Annotated in this window: 23 protein-coding genes and 3 tRNA genes; 3 read left to right on the forward strand and 23 right to left on the reverse strand. The window is 30.2% G+C overall.

The features are described from left to right. Nucleotides 1–54 precede the first annotated feature (54 nt). Both QU666_RS11495 and QU666_RS11500 read left to right on the forward strand, forming a co-directional pair. Nucleotides 55–873: a hypothetical protein gene (locus QU666_RS11495; protein ID WP_021769571.1), complete on the forward strand. Its 819-nt coding sequence runs from the start codon at nucleotides 55–57 to the stop codon at nucleotides 871–873. Nucleotide 874: 1 nt separating this feature from the next. Further along, nucleotides 875–2,569 carry a peptide ABC transporter substrate-binding protein gene (locus tag QU666_RS11500; RefSeq protein WP_304984842.1) on the forward strand — a complete coding sequence of 565 codons (1,695 nt, stop codon included), beginning with the start codon at nucleotides 875–877 and terminating at the stop codon, nucleotides 2,567–2,569. 366 nt (nucleotides 2,570–2,935) lie between these two features. Here QU666_RS11500 and QU666_RS11505 read toward each other — a convergent pair whose 3' ends face one another. From QU666_RS11505 to QU666_RS11555, 11 genes are all read right to left on the reverse strand, one after another. Then, on the reverse strand, nucleotides 2,936–3,073 hold the full coding sequence (locus tag QU666_RS11505; RefSeq protein WP_235846097.1) for an IS3 family transposase: 138 nt from the start codon (nucleotides 3,071–3,073) through the stop codon (nucleotides 2,936–2,938). A gap of 54 nt (nucleotides 3,074–3,127) precedes the next feature. Continuing rightward, entirely contained in the window at nucleotides 3,128–3,328 is a 201-nt protein-coding gene (locus tag QU666_RS11510) for a DDE-type integrase/transposase/recombinase (protein ID WP_304984843.1), read from the reverse strand. 60 nt (nucleotides 3,329–3,388) lie between these two features. Then, nucleotides 3,389–3,640, reverse strand: a complete 252-nt coding sequence (locus tag QU666_RS11515) for an IS3 family transposase (protein WP_304984844.1) — start codon at nucleotides 3,638–3,640, stop codon at nucleotides 3,389–3,391. A 637-nt stretch (nucleotides 3,641–4,277) separates the two neighbouring features. After that, nucleotides 4,278–4,353 (reverse strand) — tRNA-Phe (locus QU666_RS11520). A 3-nt stretch (nucleotides 4,354–4,356) separates the two neighbouring features. Beyond that, nucleotides 4,357–4,433: transfer RNA gene (locus QU666_RS11525), tRNA-Asp, on the reverse strand. Nucleotides 4,434–4,440: 7 nt separating this feature from the next. Then, nucleotides 4,441–4,516, reverse strand: a tRNA-Val gene (locus QU666_RS11530). A 116-nt stretch (nucleotides 4,517–4,632) separates the two neighbouring features. Further along, nucleotides 4,633–5,139 carry a PSP1 domain-containing protein gene (ricT, locus tag QU666_RS11535; RefSeq protein ID WP_021768747.1) on the reverse strand — a complete coding sequence of 169 codons (507 nt, stop codon included), beginning with the start codon at nucleotides 5,137–5,139 and terminating at the stop codon, nucleotides 4,633–4,635. Then, complete coding sequence (gene radC, locus QU666_RS11540) at nucleotides 5,136–5,858, reverse strand: DNA repair protein RadC (protein WP_021768748.1); 723 nt, start codon at nucleotides 5,856–5,858, stop codon at nucleotides 5,136–5,138. The genes ricT and radC overlap by 4 nt, the downstream gene beginning before the upstream one ends. A 242-nt stretch (nucleotides 5,859–6,100) precedes the next feature. Continuing rightward, nucleotides 6,101–6,487 (reverse strand): VOC family protein, encoded by a 387-nt coding sequence (locus tag QU666_RS11545; protein WP_021768749.1) that lies wholly within the window; start codon nucleotides 6,485–6,487, stop codon nucleotides 6,101–6,103. A gap of 38 nt (nucleotides 6,488–6,525) precedes the next feature. Further along, a complete protein-coding gene (locus QU666_RS11550) occupies nucleotides 6,526–7,209 on the reverse strand; it encodes a YitT family protein (protein ID WP_036070276.1) in 684 nt (227 codons plus the stop codon). A gap of 63 nt (nucleotides 7,210–7,272) precedes the next feature. After that, entirely contained in the window at nucleotides 7,273–7,431 is a 159-nt protein-coding gene (locus tag QU666_RS11555; protein ID WP_021768751.1) for a TraX family protein, read from the reverse strand. A 213-nt stretch (nucleotides 7,432–7,644) separates the two neighbouring features. Between QU666_RS11555 and QU666_RS11560 the strand changes: the two genes are divergently transcribed. After that, nucleotides 7,645–7,770, forward strand: coding sequence for a hypothetical protein (locus tag QU666_RS11560; RefSeq protein WP_304984845.1), 126 nt, complete (start codon nucleotides 7,645–7,647; stop codon nucleotides 7,768–7,770). A gap of 216 nt (nucleotides 7,771–7,986) precedes the next feature. Here the strand turns inward: QU666_RS11560 and QU666_RS11565 are convergent, their stop codons facing one another. The 12 genes from QU666_RS11565 to QU666_RS11620 form a co-directional block, all read right to left on the reverse strand. Continuing rightward, complete coding sequence (locus QU666_RS11565; RefSeq protein ID WP_036070249.1) at nucleotides 7,987–9,408, reverse strand: 6-phospho-beta-glucosidase; 1,422 nt, start codon at nucleotides 9,406–9,408, stop codon at nucleotides 7,987–7,989. Between the two features lie 138 nt (nucleotides 9,409–9,546). Continuing rightward, the gene (locus QU666_RS11570; RefSeq protein WP_021768728.1) at nucleotides 9,547–10,407 is read right to left on the reverse strand and encodes a MurR/RpiR family transcriptional regulator; all 861 of its coding nucleotides are present in this window, start codon (nucleotides 10,405–10,407) and stop codon (nucleotides 9,547–9,549) included. 208 nt (nucleotides 10,408–10,615) lie between these two features. Beyond that, nucleotides 10,616–10,939: a YlxM family DNA-binding protein gene (ylxM, locus tag QU666_RS11575; RefSeq protein WP_036070251.1), complete on the reverse strand. Its 324-nt coding sequence runs from the start codon at nucleotides 10,937–10,939 to the stop codon at nucleotides 10,616–10,618. Between the two features lie 81 nt (nucleotides 10,940–11,020). Then, nucleotides 11,021–11,914, reverse strand: coding sequence for a tetratricopeptide repeat protein (locus QU666_RS11580; protein WP_021768730.1), 894 nt, complete (start codon nucleotides 11,912–11,914; stop codon nucleotides 11,021–11,023). A gap of 223 nt (nucleotides 11,915–12,137) precedes the next feature. Beyond that, nucleotides 12,138–13,406, reverse strand: coding sequence for a prolyl oligopeptidase family serine peptidase (locus QU666_RS11585; RefSeq protein WP_232218408.1), 1,269 nt, complete (start codon nucleotides 13,404–13,406; stop codon nucleotides 12,138–12,140). An 81-nt stretch (nucleotides 13,407–13,487) separates the two neighbouring features. Then, nucleotides 13,488–15,236 (reverse strand): ABC-ATPase domain-containing protein, encoded by a 1,749-nt coding sequence (locus tag QU666_RS11590; protein WP_232218409.1) that lies wholly within the window; start codon nucleotides 15,234–15,236, stop codon nucleotides 13,488–13,490. A 205-nt stretch (nucleotides 15,237–15,441) separates the two neighbouring features. Beyond that, nucleotides 15,442–16,638, reverse strand: coding sequence for an RIP metalloprotease (locus QU666_RS11595; protein WP_021768733.1), 1,197 nt, complete (start codon nucleotides 16,636–16,638; stop codon nucleotides 15,442–15,444). 342 nt (nucleotides 16,639–16,980) lie between these two features. Next, on the reverse strand, nucleotides 16,981–17,523 hold the full coding sequence (locus QU666_RS11600) for a cell division protein SepF (RefSeq protein ID WP_232218410.1): 543 nt from the start codon (nucleotides 17,521–17,523) through the stop codon (nucleotides 16,981–16,983). An 11-nt stretch (nucleotides 17,524–17,534) separates the two neighbouring features. Continuing rightward, nucleotides 17,535–18,218, reverse strand: coding sequence for a YggS family pyridoxal phosphate-dependent enzyme (locus QU666_RS11605; protein WP_021768735.1), 684 nt, complete (start codon nucleotides 18,216–18,218; stop codon nucleotides 17,535–17,537). A 109-nt stretch (nucleotides 18,219–18,327) separates the two neighbouring features. Continuing rightward, a complete protein-coding gene (gene hemW, locus QU666_RS11610) occupies nucleotides 18,328–19,719 on the reverse strand; it encodes a radical SAM family heme chaperone HemW (protein ID WP_021768736.1) in 1,392 nt (463 codons plus the stop codon). A gap of 156 nt (nucleotides 19,720–19,875) precedes the next feature. Next, nucleotides 19,876–21,594 (reverse strand): phospho-sugar mutase, encoded by a 1,719-nt coding sequence (locus tag QU666_RS11615; protein ID WP_021768737.1) that lies wholly within the window; start codon nucleotides 21,592–21,594, stop codon nucleotides 19,876–19,878. Nucleotides 21,595–21,741: 147 nt separating this feature from the next. Continuing rightward, the gene (locus QU666_RS11620; protein ID WP_021768738.1) at nucleotides 21,742–22,911 is read right to left on the reverse strand and encodes an MFS transporter; all 1,170 of its coding nucleotides are present in this window, start codon (nucleotides 22,909–22,911) and stop codon (nucleotides 21,742–21,744) included. Between the last annotated feature and the right edge of the window lie 202 nt (nucleotides 22,912–23,113).

The following is a 23,113-nucleotide window of genomic DNA, read 5'->3' on the forward strand; positions in this document are numbered from 1 at the left end:
CATAAGAATAGAAAATAAATAAAAAAATATATATTTCCGGAGGTAAAAGAATATATGAAAATAAATGATTTAAATGAAAAATTTGAAGATTTTGAAAAAGAGAATATCAGCAGTCTATTTCAAGGATTGATGAAAATAACAGGTATAGTCGTTTTAGCAGTTTTTCTTGTATTATTTAAGAGAATGATATATATGCAATATTACCTTTCTTTTATAATGAAATTTAGTGGTACAGATGTAAAAGAAAAAATAACAATGCTAGCTGCAATATTTACATTATTTTCTCTTATTGTAATAATTGTATCAGCTATTATTTCTATAAAAATAACAAAAGAATATTTTAATGAAAATAGTATGGAATTATCTCATAAAATAAAGTATTATGTAATAATTTTCATAGGAGTTTTAATTATTATAAATTCGATTATTGGAACATCTGAAGTTCTTAAACAGATGAAACTCAACTTTACTTTCATTCAGAAAATAATGCTGTTTTTATTTTCGGGAATTCCTTCAGGAGTAATAGCAACATCAGCAACTGCATTTTTTTCAGTAGTCTTTTTATTTTCAGTAAAAACATACGAAAAGAAATTGTATGAACACAGAATAATAGGAATAATTTATACTGCTATTGTTTCAATAATAGGATTATTAGGAATCAATTTTATAATGGAACTTTCTAACTTGTATAAAAATTACTCTTTTAAAGTGGGGCATGAGTTTAAGTTTTTTATTCATTTCTTAAAATTTGTGTTGAGGTATAAAAATTTATACATTGAGATATTTAATATGTATTTCTGTGTAAATTTATTTGTAATAATATTTTTAGGAATTTTGCTGATTTTTGCTAAAAAAAATAGAGAGGGTGAATAAAATGAAAAAAATATATACAATTTTTATATTATTATTAGGAGTATTCAATTTATCATGTTCCGAAAGTAAGACAGGAACACATTCTGAGAATAAGACAGGAGAAAATATATTTGATACAATGGCGGACACAATTAGCGGATCTAAATTTGAATATAATGTTGCTGAAAGTGCCCCTGATACTTTTAATTTAGTACATCTGTTTCTTCCTAACTCTTACGATGCTCAACTGCTTAATGATAAACACCCTGAAAATATCAGAAATTATGAAGCTGCTGATATTTTTGACCTTTTATTTGAAGGACTTGTCAGAATTGATGAAAATGGTAAAATAGTACCAGGACTGGCAGAAAAGTGGGAAACAAACAAGGATAAAACCAAGTGGACTTTTCATCTGAGAAAAGGCTTGAAATATTCTGACGGAACCCCTATAAAAGCTGAAGATTTCAAAACTGCATTGTTGAGAATGCTGAATCCTGAAATAATATCTCCAAGTACGGATGTTCTTTTTCTTGTAAAAAACGGCAGAAAATTTTATGAGGGAAAAGTAAAAGCTGAAGATGTAGGAATAAAAATATTGAATAACAATGAGACTATTGAACTGGAACTAATCAAGCCGACAGGATATTTTGATATGTTAATGGCAAAAGTCGAATTTTCGCCTTTAAAGCAGGAATTTTTCGGGAAGTTGGGACAAAAATACGGGAAAGCACCTGAAAATACCTTATACTCAGGACCTTATATAATAAAAAGTATAGGAAAAAGAAAATTATTGTTGGAAAAAAATAAAAATTACTGGAACAGCAGTAATATAAAAATGAATAAAATCAATGTTTATGGCGGTTTATGGGACGGAGACGACCATAAAAGAATTGCTGAAAGTAAAGGAATAGATGCAACTGTTGTATATTCCCAATTCTTTTCAAGAACCAAGCTGAAAAATGACATGAAAGAAACACAGAGATTATCTACAGGTTCTTCTCATTATTATGTTTTCAATACTAAAGTAAAAGTATTGAGTAATCCTAAGGTCAGAAAGGCTATAGATGCTGTAATGGCAGGAGAAACAAGGAAGGAATATGGATTTGTTCCGGAATACATCAGTATTAATGGAAAAAATTTCTCTGCTTTAGCTGCAAAAAATGGAAAAATTGAAAGTGAGAGTTATCATTACAAAAATATAAAAGAATTATTAGATGAGGGATTAAAAGAATTAGGAATAAATAAAATGCCTGTTTTAAATATTGTCATTAAAGAAAATTCCATTGACAGGTTCTCAGAAAATTTAAAAAAATATCTTGGAATAGATATCAAAGTTACAAGAGTGTCTTATAAGGATTTAATTTTAAAATCAAGAAAAAAAGATTTTGATATTATTGAAAACGAAATTTTGTTAGGATTTAGTGATCCGATACTTTATCTTGAAAGATTTGTATCAGACAGTCCTTATAATTACGGTTCTTATTCTAATTCTGAATATGACAAACTTATAAAAATTGCCTCTGAAACAAAAGATATTAACGTCAAAACAGATGTTTTAGTCAAAGCCGAAAATATATATGAGAAAGAAAATCCGGCAGCAAAAATGGGCTATGGTGAAATTACTCGTGTTATTCTCGAAATACCGGGAATAAAAGGACTGAAATTAGTTCCTTATGGCGGAATTTTATATTTAAGAAATGTCAATAAAGCTAAATAGAAGTTTTAAAAAAGCTCTTTGTCAAGTGTAACAAAAAGTAAAAATATAATTTAATAAAATCGGACTGGTATACTCCAGTCTTTTCTGTTATAATAAATTCAGACATATTTTTTGAAATTTTAATGTTTTGAAAAATAGTAAGACTTGTATTAATAAATAAAATAAAAGGTGGGGTATTTTGTGAAAAATATAAAAGGGGTATTTTTATTATTACTATTTTTTTGTTTTCTAACAGGCTGTGGAAAATTTTTTGACAAAAGTAATTCTTCTGAAATTAATATTATAGTGAAACTTATACTGGAGTGTCCCCCAAAATTTAGACTATTTTTAAGCAATTTCTTTGTTTCCTTTCTTTATGCTTTCTTCTTATTCATTCGGACTTGTAAATCCTATTTTACTGTGTATTCTGCTGTTATTATACCATATTTCTATATACTCGTACATTCTACTTCTTAAACTTTCTAGACTTTCAAAGTTTTCATTATGTACATATTCTTTTTTCAATGTTGCATGGAATGATTCTATACAGGCATTATCATAAGGATTTCCTTTTCCGCTCTAAGATATGCTTATGCTTTTTTTTGCACAAAATTTACGATATTCTTTACTCACATACTGGCTTCCTCTATCTGTATGTATTATCAAATCAGTTATATCCCCTCTTTTATATATCGCCATTTTTAAGGTGTCGATAACTAATTTTATATCTATAAATTTTCCAACCTTATGTGATATTATTCTTCTGCTGTGCAAATCCATTATACTTGATAAATAGCACCACCCGTGCTTTCTTGTTCAAATATATGTTATATCACTTACTCATTTTTCATTTAATTTTTTTGTATCAAAATTTCTTTTTAAAATATTTCTTGCTGTTTCTTTCATGTCGTCTGATTTGTTATAATTTCTAAATTTTTTATGAATTATTGACTTTATCTGATTTTTCTTCATCAATCTTCTGACTCGTTTTATATTTACTTCTAATCCTAACTTTCTTAGTTTTTTATGAATTCTTACTGCTCCGTAAGTTTTTCTCCTGTCTTGCCATATTGATTTTATTATATCGTACAAAATTTTATTTTCTATATTCCTCTGTGTCTTGACCTCTTTAATCCAGTAGTAATAGCTGCTTTTTTTAATGCCTATTAAATTAATTATTATTGATTTTGAAACATTAAACTCATTGAATAAAGTCTTTACTAATACGTACTTGTCAACAGTCCTTATTTTTTCATCAATATGGTTGATGCCTTTTTTAATATGTCAATATCTAATTCCTTTTGTTCCAGGTCTTTTTCTAATTTTTTATTTTTATCCATTTCTTGTTGCAGCTGCTTTTTTAAGGCCATGATTTCATTTAAAGCTTCATTAGCATTGTATTTTTTATCTATGATTCCTTTAAATTCTTTTTCCCATTTTCTGATTGTTGCTGTTGCTACCCCATATTCATTTCCTAATGATTTTTTCTTCCATCTTCCAGCAATTCTAAAATTAACATTTTAAATTCATCTGTGTACCTTTTACTTCTCTTGTTCATAATCAAATTCCTCTCCTTAACTATATTTTAACAAATAGGAAACTAGTTTTCAAATTATTTGTCCAAGATTTTGGGTACACTCCAACTGCAAAGTACCATAAATAAAAGAAAAAAGTGCATTTCAGCATAAACACTGATTTGCACTATATATTTCAAATTTAATTGTTTTAATGGTGCCCAGACGCGGAATCGAACCACGGACACAGGGATTTTCAGTCCCTTGCTCTACCGACTGAGCTATCTGGGCAAATGGCGGAAGTGACGAGACTCGAACTCGCGACATCTTGCGTGACAGGCAAGCACTCTAACCAACTGAGCTACACCTCCATAAAAATGGTGGTCACAATTGGGCTCGAACCAATGACCCCCTGCTTGTAAGGCAGGTGCTCTCCCAACTGAGCTATGCGACCACGAACTTTTTTATTACTTAATTAGTATAGCACATTTTATTCAATATTTCAACTACTTTTTTAAAAAAAATTCCCTAAACTGAAGTTTCACTTTAAAATATCAGTTTTTTCTAAGTTTACCAATAAATTTCTCGTCCATACTTCCCAAATGCTGACAATATTCTACCTTCATCATTTGTCTTAATTTGATAAAATTCCACTCTTTTTTTAAATGTCCTGTTTACTTCCTTCACAAGTTCTCTAAAATCAAGTCTATTGTTCGCTGTAAAATAAAATATCAGTTTGCTTTCATCAAATGTGTATTCTCCGATGACAAGATTCATTTCTGGCAACAGATATTTTACTATTTTTTTACATTTAAAATAGGCTTCGTCTGCTTTTTTATCAAGTTCCTTTAACTTTTCAATCTCTTTATTTGATAATTTTCTTTTTACTTCTCTAATTTTTAAATCATCTTGTTCATTTTGTTCCTTATTTAAAGCAAGTCCCAAAACTATTCCAATTTGTTCACCACGAATTGTGTCTACAAGTACGTGATCCCCTTTTTTATAATCTTCTTTATCATTTATCATAAAAGGATAAACTTTTTTTGTTTTTCTAAATTTAATATTTATTATTTTCATAAAATTCCACCTTCTAAAAAACTAAAATATCCCTTTTCACTTATTATTAAATGGTCAACCAAGCGTATTTCCATATTTTCAAATACTTCTTTTACTTTTTTTGTCAATATTATATCTGATTCTGACGGTTTTAATGAACCTGCTGGATGATTATGTACCAAAATTACACCTTTTGCATTGTATTCTAATATTTTTTTTATTAATTCCCGAATATAAACTGTACTTTTATCAATAGTTCCATAAAACAGCTCTTCTTCCTTAACAAGTTCATTTTGTGTATTCAAAAACAATACTTTAAATACTTCTACATCCCTTTTCAAAAGGGAATATTCTAGATAATTCAATAATTTTACATTACTTGATATCTTAATTTTTTTATTATGTATTTTTTTATAAAGTTCATTTTCTATAATTTCAAACAAAAGTTTTAAAAATACAACAGTTCTTTGTGTCATATACTTATTTTTCTGTAATTCCTCCTCAGATTGACGTAAAATTGTATACAAATCTCCATATTTTTTTAACAAATTTTTTGCAATTCCTCTACAATTTTTCCTAATAACCGTGTATGTTAGCAAAAGTTCCAAAAGTTCATAATCTAAAAAGCCTTTAACTCCTACAGACAAAAATCTCTGCCTTAGCCTTTCTCTATGCCCCTTTTCCTGCTCTTCAGACAACTTTTGTCTAAAAGTCAATATTTCTCTATTATCCCCCATCATTTTTCCCCCAAAAAATGTTTCTTAAAATTTATCAATTTAAAATCAAACTACGAAATTACTTAATTTTATTTATTTAATTTTAAAAAGTTTGAGTATAGTTTATCACAAAATGAAAAAAATAACAATATTAAGAAAAACAACGGACAAAATACTAAATTTTACTTTCTATATTTCCTGAAAATTAAAATTTAATCCCAATCTATCGCCTGTTGAGGTATATTCCCTAAATTTATAAATTAATATTATTCTGTTATTTCAATCAAATTTCCTTCACAATCCTCAACAACACTCTCATAATATCCATCTCCAGTTGTTCTAGGTCCGCTTAAACATCTAAACCCATCATTTACAAGTCTTTTTGTCAATTTATCAACATTCTCTTTGTTTCCAACGCTAAAAGCAAGATGGATAAAGCCTTCATTCATTATTTTATCGTTTCTTTCCAAAAGTTCAGGACGTGACATTATTTCAAGCCGTGCTTCACTATCGGGAAAAGTTAGGAAATAAGTCTGTAATCCAGTATTTTTATTATGATATTTCTCATTTGCCCTTGCTTCAAAATATTTCTCATAAAATTCCCTTGTTTTTTCCAAATTTTTTACATAAATTGCTACATGATTTATTTTCATAACTAATCTCCTTCAATATTTTTTATAAAATTTATTTTTTATTCCAATCCTTCTATTTCCTTCTCAATCTGACTTTTTCCATCAACTAAATCCCATTTTTCATAGAGTTTTTCAATTCTTGGCATAAATATTCCAAGTAAAGGTCCAAAAAGAATCATGCTAATTATCGTTCCTTCACGCAGACTCCATTCTATAGGAAATACAAGTGTCAAAATAACTACAAGCCCAACGCAGAAAAAATCTACCCATTGCCTAAACTTTGCAAACGGAATACCAGTTTTTGCATGAATCGCACTGCAAAAACCTTCCAAAGCAAATGTCGGCAATCCCAAAACTACTATTGCTCCCATTGTAAAGGCAACTGATACAAGTACTATAATATTAGTTGTTATTCTGAAAATATAGTTATTAAATGCCATATTTTTAAAAACTACATATACAAAAAAATTAATTGAATATCCCAGCAACATAGAAATAGGTATTTGTAAAAAATTTATCTTTTTAAATTTCTTTTTTAGTAAAATAAGTTGTCCCAATACACATAAATAATTACATATTATCGCTACTGTTCCCATTTTTATTCCTGTCAAAAACGAAAAAGACAGTGCCATCGCATCCCAAGGCCCAACTCCTACGTTCATCTTTACCAAAAGAGCTAATTCCATCCCTGCCAGTATCGTAAGTAATATGAGCAATCCATACGCTCTTATCATTCTGTTCATTTTCTCTCCATTTCTCCATTCTAAATTCCTATTTTAAAATACATCCTCAACAACCCCAAAATATCAAATACATCGCTCACATATCTCAAAAATCCATTTTCTGTTAGCAAAAGCCTTATTTACATGATCAATCAACATTGATAAAAAAGCGATATATTTTAATTGTGCTCCTGAAAATACTCTTATCTTGCTAAATCTATTATTCCCATAAGCTGTGCTCATAACAATTCTCCCTTTATATTTTTATTTTTTCTATAATTCAGATTTTATTTAAGTTTCTCAATTTCATTTTAATACTAAACCCCGTTTAAGCAGCGAAATTATTAAAAACTTTTTTTAAAAAGGATAAAAACCTAATATTTTCAAACAATTAAAATATAATTTTCACTTTTTTAACAAAATCTATCATAAACTAATCTGTCGGAGCATTTTTCTGTGCTGACAAAACTGTTTGAGCATAGCGAGTTTTTTGTCAGTGCAGAAAAATGTCGTAGACTAGCCATAGGTCGTAGGATTTGCGGCAATGAGCAATCCTACAAAAACAAAAAAGAAAAAACATAATAATTAGTTGAATGATTATGAAATAGTTATTATAAAAATTTATTCCTATTTTCAAAAGGGGTTTATTATTACATTTTTATTTTTTCTATAATTCGGATTTTATTTAAATTTCTCAATTTTATTTTAAAAAGTTTCACACACAAAAGCAAAGGGGATTCGCTATTTTAAAAATCCCCTTATTTTTTTACTAATTTTTTCAACAAATAATTTCAAATGTTAATCCAAATCTTCTCCATTGCTTGCGATAACCTTTTTATACCAGTCAAATGATTTTTTCTTGCTTCTCTTCAATGTTCCATTTCCATAATTATCTCTATCCACATAAATAAATCCGTAACGTTTTTTCATTTCTCCAGTTCCCGCACTTACCAAGTCAATAGGCCCCCAAGTCGTATACCCAAGCAGCTCCACTCCATCCAGTTCAACCGCTTCCTTCATTGCCTTTATATGATCTCTTAAATAGCCAATTCTATAATCATCTTCCACATATCCATCCGCATCTGGAACATCCACGGCTCCAAGCCCGTTTTCCACAACAAACAACGGTTTTTGGTATCTGTCATAAATTTCGTTTATTGTCGTTCTAAATCCTAACGGATCTAGCCCCCAGCCCCAATCTGTCACTTCGATATACGGATTTCTCATTGTTTTTAGCAAGTTTCCTTCTCCAAGTCTATCAGCTTCAGCAGAGATACAGCGAGTTGTATAATAAGAAAAACTTACAAAATCAACTGGATTTTCTCTCAAAATTTGCTCATCTTCATCTGTAATTCCAATATTTATATTTTCTCTTTCAAAAAATTTCTTAGCATAGGCAGGATAATATCCACGAGCCTGCACATCTATGAAAAAATAATTTTCTCTGTCTTTTTCAAGTGCAGTCCATACATCTTCAGGCTTTGAAGTAAGTGCATAAAATTTCCCAGCCGCAAGCATACATCCAATTTTATTTTTAGGGTCAATTTCATGCCCAATTTTTGTAGCCCAAGCGCTTGCCACCAATTCATTGTGTGCCGCAGTATATAAAACCTGATTTTTATTTTCCCCTTCTTCAAAAACAATTCCAGCCCCCATAAACGGTGCGTGAAGCAAAATGTTAATTTCATTAAATGTAAGCCAGTATTTTACAAGTCCTTTATATCTAGTGAAAATTACAGTACACAATCTTTTGTAAAAATCAATAACTTTTCTGTTTCTCCATCCACCGTATTTCTTGATTAAATGAATCGGAAAATCAAAGTGAGTTATTGTAACTAATGGCTCAATACCATATTTTCTACATTCCTTAAATACATTTTCATAAAATTCAAGCCCTTTTTCATTCGGAGTTTCTTCATCTCCATTTGGGAAAATACGAGTCCATGCTATCGACATTCTATAAGTCTTAAATCCCATTTCTGCAAATAATGCAATATCTTCCTTGTATCTATGATAAAAATCAATCGCCCCTTTAGCAGGATAAAAATGCTCATCGTCAAATTCCAGCATTTTTCGCTCACCAGTAATCACAGCAAGCCTGTCTTCCCCAACTGGCGACAAATCCACATTGGCAAGCCCTCTTCCATCCACATTATAAGCTCCTTCAAGCTGATTTGCGGCAGTGGCTCCACCCCACAAAAAGTCTTTTCTAAATCCCATTTCCATCTCCTCCTAAAAAATTTTCGCATTTAATATTTTTAATAATTTCCTTTACATTAAAAATATAACACTAAAATCTTACAAAAACAAGAATATTTCTCAATTTTCCCCATTGTTTCAAAATTGTTTTTATTTTAATCATTTTTTTGATACTTTTGGTTCATTTTTCTCATAATTTTTGCTAACTTCCAAAGATGTATCTATATTCTTGTAGTAGTTCGACACTAAAAGAGAAGTAAAAAATATGTCCAGCACATAATTAACACCAGTAAATGCCGATACCATCTCAAAACTCAAAATATAATTTGGAGCATGTATTTCAATATATTCCGAACATGCTTTTTTTATTTCTTCAGATGATCCATTCCCAATTCCTACGACAAATACATTCCTTTTTTTCAAATATTCCCCAATTCTAATCATGTAGGGATTATTCCCTGAAAGCGAAATAATAAGAGCCATGTCTTTTTCCCCTTTTTCCGTAGAAATTACATAATGCTCATTAAGACCATCATAAGCCGCACTCTCTATTCCAAGCGTCATAAATTTAAATGAAGCCAATTTTGCTAATATATATGAAATTCCAGTTCCATAAATCTCAATTTTCTTAACGTTTTTAAGTTTTTCAATAATTTTTTCCATAACAGGTGTATCCAAATTAAGTTTTGTAGCCCCGATAACTCTTTCATAAAGCGATGGAATAATTGAGATAATTTCATCGTATTTTGTTTCACTGTTTACAGGCTCTTCACTAAGCAGTCCTTTAATTTTCATCATTTCCTCGACTTCCTTATCCAGACTTCTCTGAAAGTCCCTATACCCTTTAACCCCTAGTTTTCTGCAAAATCTCACAACAGTAGCCTTGCTCACAAACGCCTTTTTAGACAGACTCTCCGCTGACAGTAAATGTACCTCATCCAAGTGTTTTAAAATGTAATCTGCTATTTCATTTTCATTATTTGTAAAATTCTCCTTTTTTTCCAGTTTACTAATAATCATCCTTCACCTTCTTATTAAATAAAAAAGGCAAAACCAAAGGGGGAAAACAATTATTAGAAGCATTTCCCGCCATTTCAGTTTTGTCTAATCCAAATAGTAATAACTCAAATTTATAAACTTCACATATTCTTTACATAACCATTATACCTTGACTTTCCTATTTGTCAATAGCAATTTATTTTTTATTTTTGCTTTTTCAAATTTAATTTTATTCTGTATATTCAAAATCTTCTATTATCTTTTCCAAATTTTCCTTCGTAAAATTTTTTCTCAAATGCTCCAATTTACACTTCAATTCCTTTTCTTTTTCAAATATTCCAAGTTTATTCTCATATTCATCCAGCTTCTGAACACCTTTTTTTATATTATCAAAAACAGCCTGCCTTGTAACTCCACATTGTTCAGCAATTTCCGAAAGTGAGCTGTTTTCCTCCAGATAAAGTTCCAAATATTGCCTTTTCTTTTTGGGGAAAAGTTCTCCATAATATGAAAACAAAACTGAATATTTCAAAAAATCTTCCAATTTATCCATATATTCAACTTCCTCTTTATTTTTACTTGTAATTTCATTTCTCAAATCAAAATTATTTATTAAACAAAATTTATATATTTTTTAGTTTTTCAATTTTTTTACACTCTGGTTTTTCCATACATACTGTTCCATTTTATTTTTAGCGATTTTCTGCTTTGCAATTAAAATTTTATCCAAAATACTTTGATACATTTCATTTTCATTTCCAAAAATAGTTTTATGCAATTTTTCACATTTTTCTAGTAATATAACTGATTTTTTATAACTTTTGTTTTCAAAATAAACATTTGCCAAATTATGTAAAATATTAAAATACAAATTACTATTTTCTCCTACTTCTTTTTCTAGAACTTCAAGAGCTACATTCATACAATTTTCTGCTAACTTTTTTTCTCCAATTTTCAGATAGGAATTTACCATATTGCTTCGAATAATCGCACTTTGTACTTGACTATTTTCCGCATCTTCCAATATTTCCAAACTTTTTTTTTGCCATTTTACCGAATCCTTATATCTATCTGTTTCTTCAAAAAAAAGTCCAAGATTATTACATATTCCTGCAAATACATATTCATTCCTAAAATCATTCTTTTTATACGTCTTTATGGCCTTAAAATATTTTTCCTCAACCTCTTCATACTTTTTCATAGTTCTGTAAACTTCAGCCAGATTCGCATTACAAGTCACAAAAGCCATAGTATTTTCTCCATAATTTTTTAACACAATTTTTTCAACTTTAGATAAATGTCTTATTGCCTCCTCAAATTTCCCAACATATTTCAAAACATTCCCCAATTCAGTCAGCACTTTTACGCTCTCATCACTTTCCCCACCATACAGCCGTCTAAACAACACCTTCAATTCCCGTAAAACAATAATTTCCTTTTCAATTTCTCCATTATTCACATATTCTTCCCTCTTTACAAGCAATTCTTGTATTCTATTCTCTTTTACTTCCTTCTCTTTACCAGTCATCTATAAGTTTCCTCTTTTAAAAAATTTTATTCTTAACCTATTATTGTTTATAATACCACAAATTCACCAATAAATCTAATTTTTTCAAGAAAATTAATTAAAAACTCTCATTTATCTAAATAATTAAAAATAAAGTTATAAACAAAAAAGACTAAACTCAGAATTTACTATTCCAAGCAAGTCTTTTTCATTTCATTTTAACATCCCTAATAATCTAAAATTTTTATTTTTTCAAACGTTGCTTTGCCATCCACTCAAACAAATGTTCCCCTTTATTATTCACAGGCATATTTCTAAGACTATAAATCCAGCTCCAGTGTCCATTGTACTCAGTTTCACCAATTTTTACATTTGGATAAGAGGAAAGTATTGCTCCATATTTTGAAAGAACATCGTAAACTCTTTTACTTGTATTTTCGTAGGAAATAGTCGGATCATTTTGTGCGTGAACCATCCAAAGCGGTTTATTTCTTATTTTCATCAAATCCTGTGTAGTAGTTGCAACTCCACCAGAAGTAGCCGCTTTATCAAGAGCAGCCGCACTTGTACTAAATGCCGCAAAATAATTTGGATATTCAATCATCATTCTAAAGGACATATATCCACCAGCAGAAGCTCCAAAAACATAAATTCTATTTTTATCAACATTATTTTCAGAAGCAAATTCATCAATCATGGCCTTTACTGATTTTATATACTCTTTGGTATAATTATTGTACCAAGTGTCATCAGCCTGTGGTGCCACAACATAAGCCCCGCCAAATATCTTTTGTGTCTTATCTTCTGCAAAAGCTACTGCCCCACGATTTGCCAATTTTTGTGAAACATTATTCCGATAATCCTTGTATCCGCCTTCACCATTCCCATGAAACCAGATTATAAGCGGATGTTTCTTCCCATCATCTTTATTAACAGGTTTAAAATATTGATAGTTCACTCCACTTTTAGACTTCGCCGCTACAAACTTATCAGCTTCCTCATCAACAATTTTCCCTTGTCTATAAAATCCTGTTTTATAACCCTTTATCTCCTTTTTTTGCTCCACTCTGTACTCCAAGTCCATCAATACATTTCGAGAAACATCCCCAGTAACATAACTCAAAGTATTTGCTCCAGCCACATCTTTCCCATATTTCAAGTTAATAACAATATTTCCCTTGTCATTCACATAAATATTCTCAATTTCCCTCTCAACTTCAAATGTCCCCGAGGATTTAGTCTTATCGTCTAGCACAATTCCAGCGTCTTTTGGCAAAGTTCCTTTAGCAAAAACTTTAAATGTATCTTTTTCAATTTGCTTATTTTGAATATTTTTCCCTTGCCCTTTTGTATCAATTTCAATCGAAACTATATTCTGCCCATAATCAAATACTTTTGCCTTTAATGATAAATATGTATTAAAATCATATCCACCTTTAAAAACTAATTCTGATGCAATTCCTAACATACTTACAAAAAACAAACCTACAAACACCAATACCTTCGTTCTCATAGCCATCACTTCCTCTACAATATTTTTTATTTCAAATTTAATTGATAAAATTATTAAATAAAGTAAAAATTTAAAAGTAAACTATTTTATTTTCAACTTCCTATATCTATTAACTGCCCCACAAAATTCCTGCTTTCTCGGTAATGCCAAATTTCCTAGATGTCCTATGTACGAAGAAATCGAATCAAGCCCGTCCTTTTCAATTTTTTCATAAATCCTGTCAGCTGCTTGCGAAAGTGTCAGTTTTTCATCCAGCACTTTATTTTTAAAATATTCAATCATTACAGCAATGCAGTTTGTCTGGCTATCATCCACAAGCTGCTCTAGTCCCGAAATGTCGATTAATTCCTTTCCATATAGAATGCTGTATTTCCCTTTGGCTTTTGTTTTATCCAGTTTTCCTGACTGCGAAAAACTTTTTTTAAGTGGAATACGCTGTGTAATTACTTGAAATTTATCATTTGAAGAAAATTCTCTCTTGTTTTCATCCAATTTTGCAATTTCCTTCGCCTTTTCCGTTACATCTTTTGGCACATATTCATCCATCATTATAACGTGATTTGCCACATCAAAATAATCTCCAGAGCCACCGACAATCAATATCGTAGAAACTCCAAAATTATCATAAAGTTCCTTTACCCTGTCAATAAAGGGTGTTATCGGTTCTTTTTCCTTTGCCACAAGTTTTTGCATTCTTCCGTCACGAATCATAAAATTAGTAGCCGAAGTGTCCTCATCTATTAGAAGTAAAGAAGTCCCGTATTCCAGTGCTTCTGCGACATTTGCCGCCTGCGATGTGCTTCCACTCGCATTTTCAGTTGAAAAAGCCCTTGTATCCTTATTTTGCGGCAAATTATTGATAAATCCGCTTATATTCACCTTTTCCACGTTTCTTCCATCTTCCGCACGTATTTTTACCGCATCCGATTCAGAAATTATAAATTCACGCCCATCTTGAGCAATGTGATTGTAAACCCCTCTTTCAAGTGCTGCAAGCAACGTGGATTTACCGTGATAACCTCCACCCACAATTAGCGTAATTCCTTTTGGAATACCTATTCCACTTACTTTTTTTCCACTTGGAAGTTTTAACGTAATCTCAAATTTTTCTGGACTTTTAAACTTAACTGCATTTTTCATAGGTCTATCCGAAACTCCACTTTCACGTGGAAGCACAGAATCATTAGCCACAAATGCAACAAGCCCTTTTTCCTTCAACATTTTTCTTGCATATTCCTGATCCAGCATTAGAATTACCTGCTCATTTAATGCTTTTTTATTCAAATTATTGTAAATAATGGATTTTTCTACAATTTTAGGCAACTGCTCAAAAATAATTTTCTGTGCAGCTTTTCCCATTATCCGTCTGCCTCTCGCAGGCATCCCCATTTCAAACCTCACTTCAACTTTATCTCCCTTTATCAGAACTGAAGTTCTTTCCAAAATTTCCTGTCCGCACCTGTCAATAAAAATTCTTCCACTTCCCCCAGTTCCTGTACTGTCATTCCCACTTTTCTGAATTTCCCTATAAAAATTTCTCGTAAGAAAATCCGAAACTGCAATATTCTTATCCTTCGTATCCGTGAGCTCATAAGGAATCCCACAAATTTTTCTATCCATTATAACTCTCATTTTTGAAGGCGGAGCATAAGGATCCGACTGCACATGATCAATCGCAAGAATATACTTTTCAAATTTATATTCCCCTTTAAGTAACTTATACGCCGAATAACTTTTTCCATCCATTGAAAATAATATTTTTTCTAATTCTTTATAATTTTTCATTTCTGTAAACACTCCTTTCCCAGCCACATATCTTTCTATTCTCATTTTAACACGCTTCTCTTTTATTTCCCAAATTCTTTTTTTACTACAATACAAAAACCCCACAGGTATATTAAAATCTGTGAGGCTGAAATATAACAAGGTAAAATTAACAACTTTTTTAGTTTTATTAAACTGAAAATATAACACATTTATTTTAACTATTAAATTACCATTTTTTATTACACAACACGGGTATGTTCAAATTTTTTTAAAAATACTTAGTAACATCAAAAAATACAATAACCAACATCAATACAAGCAAAAATATCATTCCAATCATATGTATTTTTTCCTCTATTTTTTTATTTACTTTTATTCCGAAAAATTCAGGAATAACAAATATCAATCTTCCCCCATCAAGTGCTGGAATAGGTAATAAATTCATAATTCCAATATTTATTGAAATGAGGATAAATATCCCAAGCAATGCAAAAAATCCGCCTTGTCCGTAAGCCTGACCAACAATCTTTGGCAGTCCAACAGGTCCTGTCATTTCCTTCATTGCCACTTTTCCAGTTACAAGCATTCTCACGCCATCAAGTGTCAGTTTAAAATAATCTCGAAACATTACAAAACTCATTTTTATTCTTTCATTAATATTCGTTTCTTGCGGTAAAACCTGTATTCCAAGTAGATTTGCCTTCGCTTCTTTATTATACGTCAATTTCACATTTTCTGTAATTTCCTTATTATCTCTCAAAATTTTCAAACTTACATCTTCATCTTTATAATTTTGACTAATTTTCAAAACTTTTTCCGACATTTCCACCCAGTTTGACACATTTTCTCCATTAACTGCCAAGATTCTATCGTTTACTCTCAATTTCTCCTTTGCTCTGGAATCTGCCTGAATTTCTCCAACAACTGGCGCTGTATACTTTATAGGCATCACTCCTGTTATTGAAAGCATCACAAATAAGGCAATCAAGGCAGAAATAAAGTTCATCATAACTCCTGCAATAAGTACAACAAAACGGCTAAACGGCGACTTGGCAAAAAATCCATTTTTTTGAATATTTTCCTGCTTTTTCAATTCCTTTTCCACATTCTCATCCAGCCTTTTCGACACTTCATTGACAAATTCTTCGCTTTCAATTTCATCAGATTTTTCACTTAATCCTTTTTCATTTCTCAGTTCCTCAATAATCTCGTCAGTTTTTTCCTTTTTAAACCTTTCTAAATCAAAATTTTCAGGCTGCATCCCTTCTATATTAACAAATCCTCCAAGAGGAAGAACCCTAATCGAATAAACCGTTTCCCCTTTTCTCACTGAAAAAATCTTAGGCCCCATCCCAATTGCAAACTCTGAAACAGGCATTCCAAAATATTTAGCTGTCGCAAAATGCCCCAATTCGTGCAAAAATACTATTACCCCTAAAATTACTATTGTAAAAATTATTCCCATTTATCTATTCTCTCCATTTTCTTTTATTTTCATATTTATATTATTTCCTATTTAAAAATCAAAAATCAAACATTCATGAAATTAAAATCATTTTTTTTACATGATTATGTTATTATACGACCTGTGTAACTATTAAAATATCCTTTAATTAAATTTAATCATTAGGATGAATACTTAAGAATTAAATTTCATTTTTTTTGCAAAGCTATCAAATTAATTATTATAGAATTTTATTTCTATTTTTTTAATGGACTTAGTATTAAAATAAATTATTAAAAAATACTGCTTTAAATGAGAAAAACCCATAAAAAGCAGCTAAATTCCAAAATTAACTTATTTGTATTATAATAAGTTACTGTCTCTTGATTCTTCTCCTAATGAAGCATCAATGTCTTCATAGTCGATTCCAACTGGAATAGAAGTCAAAACTTTATCAGTAACCTTTGAAAGGTGTGCATTCATTGCATAAGCAGCTCCACTCACAAAATCTATTACTCTTTGTCCCACTTCATATTCTAAAAATTCCAAACTGAATGTTACAACTTTATTTTCTTTTATTGCATCAGCAATTAATCTCGAATCTTCAAAAACTTTTGGTCTGATAATCGAAACATAGCTCACTTTTGACGACGCCATTTTTGTAATTTCCTCCTTTTTTCCTACTCCAAAAAGACTTCCAATGCCTTTTTTCTCTTCTGGTTGTTTTTCTTGTTCAACTCGATTTACTGCTGGTTTTGGTTGAACTTTTGCCTGTTGAGTTTGTACTGGCTGTTGTTCTACTGCCACTTCTTTTCTTTCATCATTTGACAATTCTTCAGATAATTCATCATCATCATCTTCAATATCATCGCCAAAAAATTCCATTATTTTTCTTTTAAGTCCCAAAGTATAACCTCCTATTCAAATAACTTACTTCCTATTCTAATTATAGTAGCCCCATTTTTCAAGGCTTCTACATAATCATTCGACATTCCCATAGAAATCTCAGTAACATAATCATGCTGCTTCTGGTATTCTTCTTTTAGTTTTCTCATATTTAAAAAATAATCATTTATTTCAGACTCACTTGCCTCAAATGGTGCCATGGTCATAAAACCTATTATTTTTACATTACTCATAGAAAAATACTTTTCGCTATCTTTTTTAAAATCTTCAATGTAAACTCCTGTTTTGGACTCTTCTTTTGAAACATTAACTTGAATCAATCCATTTATAATTCTGTCATTTTCAATAGCTTTTTTATTTATTTCATCTAAAAGTTCATAAGAATCAATCGAATGTATTAAATTCACACTATTAATTATATACTTTATTTTATTTTTTTGCAACCTTCCAATAAAATCCCATTTGATATTTTTATATTTCTCATCTGAAAATTCATTTAGCTTGTCCCGATAAAGCTGAGCCCTATTTTCACCAAAATAATCATACCCCATCTTAATCAGAGCCTTGTGTTCTTCGACATCAAAATACTTACTTACAAATAAAATTTTAACTTTTTCAGGATATGGAGAATATTTTTTTATATCTTCCAAAATTTTTTCATAGTTCTGTTGAATTTTTACACTATCAAGTTTCATTTTTGCTCCTTATTATTTTTTGACTTGCTTTGTAATTGATTAATTCCTATTTATTTTCTATAAGTACAAATATGATATTTTTTACAGTTACACTATTATAACCTTTTTTTCAAATAAATTCAACAAATACATCATTTGCCAGCAACATTCCTCTTTTTGTTAAACGAAGCCTTATTTCATAAGTCTTTTCTGCCGTTTTTTCATTAAATGATTCATTATTTTTGACTTTATTTTTTATTTCTTTTTCTTTTGTATCAATAAATTTTTCAATTTTTTGTTCTCTTTTTTCTGAAAAATCCACTTTTTTCACAATAAATTTTTCCAATAATCCATTTTTTATAAGTTTTTCAACTCTCTCATCCTCAAAATATTCAATTCCCTCCTGAATCAGCCTTAACCCCAGCATTCTGCTCAACTTTTCCCTTTCAATTTTATCCACAATTTCAATTGTATTTTCATCAATCGGCAATTCTTTATTATCTAGAAATTTATAATATTTATTAAATGTACGAACATTGCTATGGCGATTTTCACCATAATAAGCCGCTGCACTCATCCCAACACCAATAAACTTCATATTTCTCCAATATTTCAGATTATGCCTTCCTCCATTTTTCTGCCTTTCTTTAATCATCTCAAAGGTTTCTATATTTTTAAATATTTCATTTTTCAATGTTTCTTCATTATTTTTAATTTCTGAAAAATTTTGAAAATCTATTCTCTTTTCTAAATTACAATTTTTGTTAATATTTCTATTTTCCTCAAAATTTTCATCAATTCGTGCAAAATTTGATATTTCATAATGGCAATACCCATTTTCATTAAAAAATTCAATAATCATCTCATACATCTGAGCTTCCACATCCTGATCAATTTCTGACAGAATACCCTTTTGCAACTTACTCCAGAAAACAGTCCCTTCTTCCCATATAAGCGAATAAATTGAAACATTTTCAGGCTTCAGTTCTTTCAAAATATTCAAATCCTTCTGCAAATCCTCAATACTTTGATTAGGAATTCCAAACATCAAATCTACAGTAATATTGTTAAATCCAGCTTTTCTAGCCATTTTGTACACATTTACCGCATCATCTGAACTATGCTGCCTTCCAATAAAGTTCAGAACATGATTCTGAAAACTCTGTATCCCAATACTCAGCCTGTTTATCCCAATTTCCCGAATTTCCTTCAATTTTTCCAAAGTCATGTCAGTCGGATTCAATTCCAAAGTAATCTCCGCATTCCCAGTCCAGTTCAATTCATCCATTATTTCCTTTATCATCCCAACTGGTAATACCGAAGGCGTTCCCCCACCAAAATAAATCGTATCATACTTAAACTTTGGGTACATTCTAATTTCCCTAATTAAATAATCTACATATTTTCTATATTCCTTCTCCATTCTCACAAACGTGCAAAAATCGCAGTACTCGCATTTCTTGTCACAAAACGGAATATGAATATATATTGCATCAACATCTTTTTCTTTTATTTCTATCATTTTTCACAAGTTCTCTCTAAAAGTTTTTATAATTACAGTCAATCTGCTTTAAAAATTAGAATTAAGCAAGTCTGAAACAAAAAAGATCAGAAAAAACTGAACTTCCGCCAAAAATTGGACATTTAGCTTAAGTAATCTTCTGATCTCTTTAAAAAATTATAATCCTAAAAATTTTGAAAATTCTTCCATTGTCTTATCAAGTTTTGCTTTTACATTTTCATTTGAATCTGCATTTACACTGAAGTAGAATTTGATTTTTGGCTCTGTTCCAGATGGACGAGCTGTGATATATGTATCATCTTCCAGAACCAATTGTAAAACATTTTCTTTTGGTAATTTTATTTCAGTTTCTGTTCCTGTTTCCAAGTTGTATTCTTTGTGTGATAAGAAATCACGTTTAATTTTTATCTTTTTACCAAGCAATTCGTCTTTTACATTTTCTCTCAAGTTACTCATAAGAGCTGCCATTTGTTCAATTCCATCTTTTCCTTTAAGAGTGACAGATTTTATTCCTTCCAGGTAATATCCAAATTCTTTATATAATTTTTGCAATTCTTCATAAATTGAACTTCCGATTGAATTATAGTAAGCAGCCATTTCAGCGATTACCATTGAAGTTACTAACGCATCTTTATCTCTTGCATGTGTTCCGATTAAATATCCATAACTTTCCTCAAATCCAAATAAATATGTTCCATCCAATTCCTTGTTTTCAAATTGTCTAATTTTTTCTCCAATATATTTAAATCCTGTCAATGTTTTCATAACTCCAACATTTTTTGAAGGTGCAATAACGTCAATCATTGGTGTAGAAACAACAGTTGTAATAACTTTTGCATTTGCAGGAATATCTTTCTTATTATTTAAAAGATACTGCAGTAACAATAATCCAACTTGGTTTCCATTTGGATAATACCATTCATTTTTATCATCTTTTACAGCAATCCCGATTCTATCTGCATCTGGATCATTTGCCATAACTATTTTTGCTCCAATTTCGTCAGCTTTTTTCGTTCCAAGCTCAAATGCCGCTACTTCTTCAGGATTTGCATAAGTTACAGTTGGAAAATTACCATCTGGCTCAATTTGTTCCTTCACAACTTCAAAATTATAACCAAAATCAGACAAAATACGTTTCATAGGACGTCCACCTGTTCCGTGAAGCGGAGTGTAAACTATTTTGAAATTTTCTTTCCCTGGAATATCTGTTTTTAAAGTTTGTGTTTTTATTGCATCTAAATAATCGTCATCAATTTTTCCATCCAATTGAATAATTAATCCTTTTTCTCTTCCTTCTGCTTCAGAAATTACTTTAATTTCTTCAAGAGTCTGAATTTTATTAACTTCAGCAACAATAGCAGGTGCATGCGGATCTACTACTTGTGCTCCATCATCCCAGTAAACCTTGTATCCATTGTATTCCACAGGGTTATGCGAAGCAGTTACAACGATTCCAGCCATAGTTCCTTTATATCTTACTCCAAATGACAATTCAGGAGTAGAACGTAAATCTTCATAAATATATGCCTTAATTCCATTGGCAGCCATAACTCTCGCTGTATTCAAAGCATATTCTCTTGAACCAATTCTACAGTCATGAGCAATGATAATACCTTTTTCTTTTGCCAACTTCTCATCAAAACTTAACATATAATTTGCAAGCCCTTGAGTCGCTTTTCTAATTACATATTTATTGATTCTGTTAGTCCCAATCCCACGAACACCTCTAATTCCACCAGTTCCAAAACTTAAATCCTTAAAAAATCTGTCTTCAATTTCTTTATCATTTCCAGCCAGACTTCTCAATTCTTCCTTGTCCTTTTCATCAACAGCTTCTGAATTTAACCAATATTCGTATTTTTTCATATATTCCATGGTACGCCTCCTAAAATTTTTATTTAAATAATTTTAATTTCTATTATTTTGACAGTTTATTTTGAATTAAATATCGCCAAAAATTTTTCTATTCTATATTAATTTTACCATATTAATTTAATTTAACAAATACTTAAACGAAAAAAATTACAATTTTTTTACTAAAATTAAAACTAATACAAAAAACATTACAATAATATTCACAACAAACGGCAAAAAAGGGTTAAAATTTAATAAATGTCCTGATAACAGCGAACCTATAGCAGTTCCAAGCGAACTCACTGCAGATGCCACTCCCAGTATCTTCCCCTGATTTTCCTTATATCTCTGAGCAATAATAGTATTTCCAAGCGAACGTACAATCTCGTAAGTCATTGTATAAAAAGCCATCAAAAGATATGGAGTTACACCAAATTTAACTCTAAACAAAATCACTGCCATTAATATTATCCCAACAAAAATCAAAAATTTATAAATACTTTTTTCTTTAAACTTTTTTAATAATTTCCCCAGCAAAAATGCAGTTCCAAAAAATGCAAATAATGAGGAACACATAACAAAAGTTCCAATTGTATCAGAAGAAACTTTTTTATAAAATTTCAAAAAATAGTTTAAAGCACTTCCATAAGAATAAATTCCTATTCCTGAAAGCAGTATTATAAGACAGAAAAATTTGGAATATCCATCTAATTCCTTAATATATCTAAAAGTTGCAAATGGGTTTAAGTCCTTTTTACTTTTTTCTTCTTCTAATTTATTATCTTTTTTCACTATTTCCTTCATAACCAACAAAATAATTATTGAAACAATACTTCCACCAATAAACTGTAATGCAAATGAAAATCGTGGATCATTCATAGCAGTTGCGACATATCCCCCTATTTTCTGTCCAATTGCTCCGCCAATTACAGTAGCAGAACTTACTTTGGCAATATTCTTAGCCTTTTCTTCTTTTTCAGACAGCTGGCTCACATATCCAAATGCCACAGCAAATGTTCCCCCCGAAGCAAATCCCGAAATCATCCGTGCTAAAAATATAAGTGGCAAATTCGTTCCAAATCCAAATATAAGCTGTGACATTCCATAACAAAATGGCATAAACACAAATATCCTCTTCATCCCAACTCTATCCGCCAAAGCTCCCAAATAAGGCGAAGAAATAAACATAGCCGTACTCATGAACGCCAGCAGTTCTCCCGAAATACTTTTTTTCCATCCTCTCAGTTCAATTAGTGCAGGCGTAGCAGGATGCCCTAAATTATAAACAATAATACATAAAAACATCAATACTATCATCCTATTTATATTTTTTTTCATTTTTCCAACTCCTTTCCTTTTAAATATTTATGTTAATTCTAATACTATTTCCTGTTTAAATAGCAAATGTTTAATAAATTTTGAATTACATGCTATTTGTTAAGAAATTAAAACTTTTATCCTCAACCTAGTTTCTATTTTATAATGGGATTTAGTATAAATAATTCAGAATACAGTTATAAAATTAATTCTGAAAAAACAA

Origin of the sequence: Leptotrichia sp. HMT-225, from assembly GCF_030644325.1 — a bacterium.
Taxonomy (GTDB): domain Bacteria; phylum Fusobacteriota; class Fusobacteriia; order Fusobacteriales; family Leptotrichiaceae; genus Leptotrichia; species Leptotrichia massiliensis.

Bases quoted from the DNA above. Each gene is read 5' to 3' on its own strand.
- ricT (WP_021768747.1), bottom strand. From the start codon at position 5,139: ATGAAAATAATAAATATTAAATTTAGAAAAACAAAAAAAGTTTATCCT.
- QU666_RS11510 (WP_304984843.1), bottom strand. From the start codon at position 3,328: ATGGATTTGCACAGCAGAAGAATAATATCACATAAGGTTGGAAAATTT.
- QU666_RS11595 (WP_021768733.1), bottom strand. From the start codon at position 16,638: ATGGGAATAATTTTTACAATAGTAATTTTAGGGGTAATAGTATTTTTG.
- QU666_RS11495 (WP_021769571.1), top strand. From the start codon at position 55: ATGAAAATAAATGATTTAAATGAAAAATTTGAAGATTTTGAAAAAGAG.
- QU666_RS11550 (WP_036070276.1), bottom strand. From the start codon at position 7,209: ATGAACAGAATGATAAGAGCGTATGGATTGCTCATATTACTTACGATA.
- QU666_RS11585 (WP_232218408.1), bottom strand. From the start codon at position 13,406: ATGAGAACGAAGGTATTGGTGTTTGTAGGTTTGTTTTTTGTAAGTATG.
- hemW (WP_021768736.1), bottom strand. From the start codon at position 19,719: ATGATAGAAATAAAAGAAAAAGATGTTGATGCAATATATATTCATATT.
- QU666_RS11570 (WP_021768728.1), bottom strand. From the start codon at position 10,407: ATGATTATTAGTAAACTGGAAAAAAAGGAGAATTTTACAAATAATGAA.
- QU666_RS11580 (WP_021768730.1), bottom strand. From the start codon at position 11,914: ATGACTGGTAAAGAGAAGGAAGTAAAAGAGAATAGAATACAAGAATTG.
- QU666_RS11615 (WP_021768737.1), bottom strand. From the start codon at position 21,594: ATGGAATATATGAAAAAATACGAATATTGGTTAAATTCAGAAGCTGTT.
- QU666_RS11555 (WP_021768751.1), bottom strand. From the start codon at position 7,431: ATGAGCACAGCTTATGGGAATAATAGATTTAGCAAGATAAGAGTATTT.
- ylxM (WP_036070251.1), bottom strand. From the start codon at position 10,939: ATGGATAAATTGGAAGATTTTTTGAAATATTCAGTTTTGTTTTCATAT.
- QU666_RS11590 (WP_232218409.1), bottom strand. From the start codon at position 15,236: ATGAGAATAGAAAGATATGTGGCTGGGAAAGGAGTGTTTACAGAAATG.
- QU666_RS11545 (WP_021768749.1), bottom strand. From the start codon at position 6,487: ATGAAAATAAATCATGTAGCAATTTATGTAAAAAATTTGGAAAAAACA.
- QU666_RS11620 (WP_021768738.1), bottom strand. From the start codon at position 22,911: ATGAAAAAAAATATAAATAGGATGATAGTATTGATGTTTTTATGTATT.
- radC (WP_021768748.1), bottom strand. From the start codon at position 5,858: ATGATGGGGGATAATAGAGAAATATTGACTTTTAGACAAAAGTTGTCT.
- QU666_RS11500 (WP_304984842.1), top strand. From the start codon at position 875: ATGAAAAAAATATATACAATTTTTATATTATTATTAGGAGTATTCAAT.
- QU666_RS11605 (WP_021768735.1), bottom strand. From the start codon at position 18,218: ATGAAACTTGATAGTGTAAAAATTCAACAGAACTATGAAAAAATTTTG.
- QU666_RS11565 (WP_036070249.1), bottom strand. From the start codon at position 9,408: ATGGGATTTAGAAAAGACTTTTTGTGGGGTGGAGCCACTGCCGCAAAT.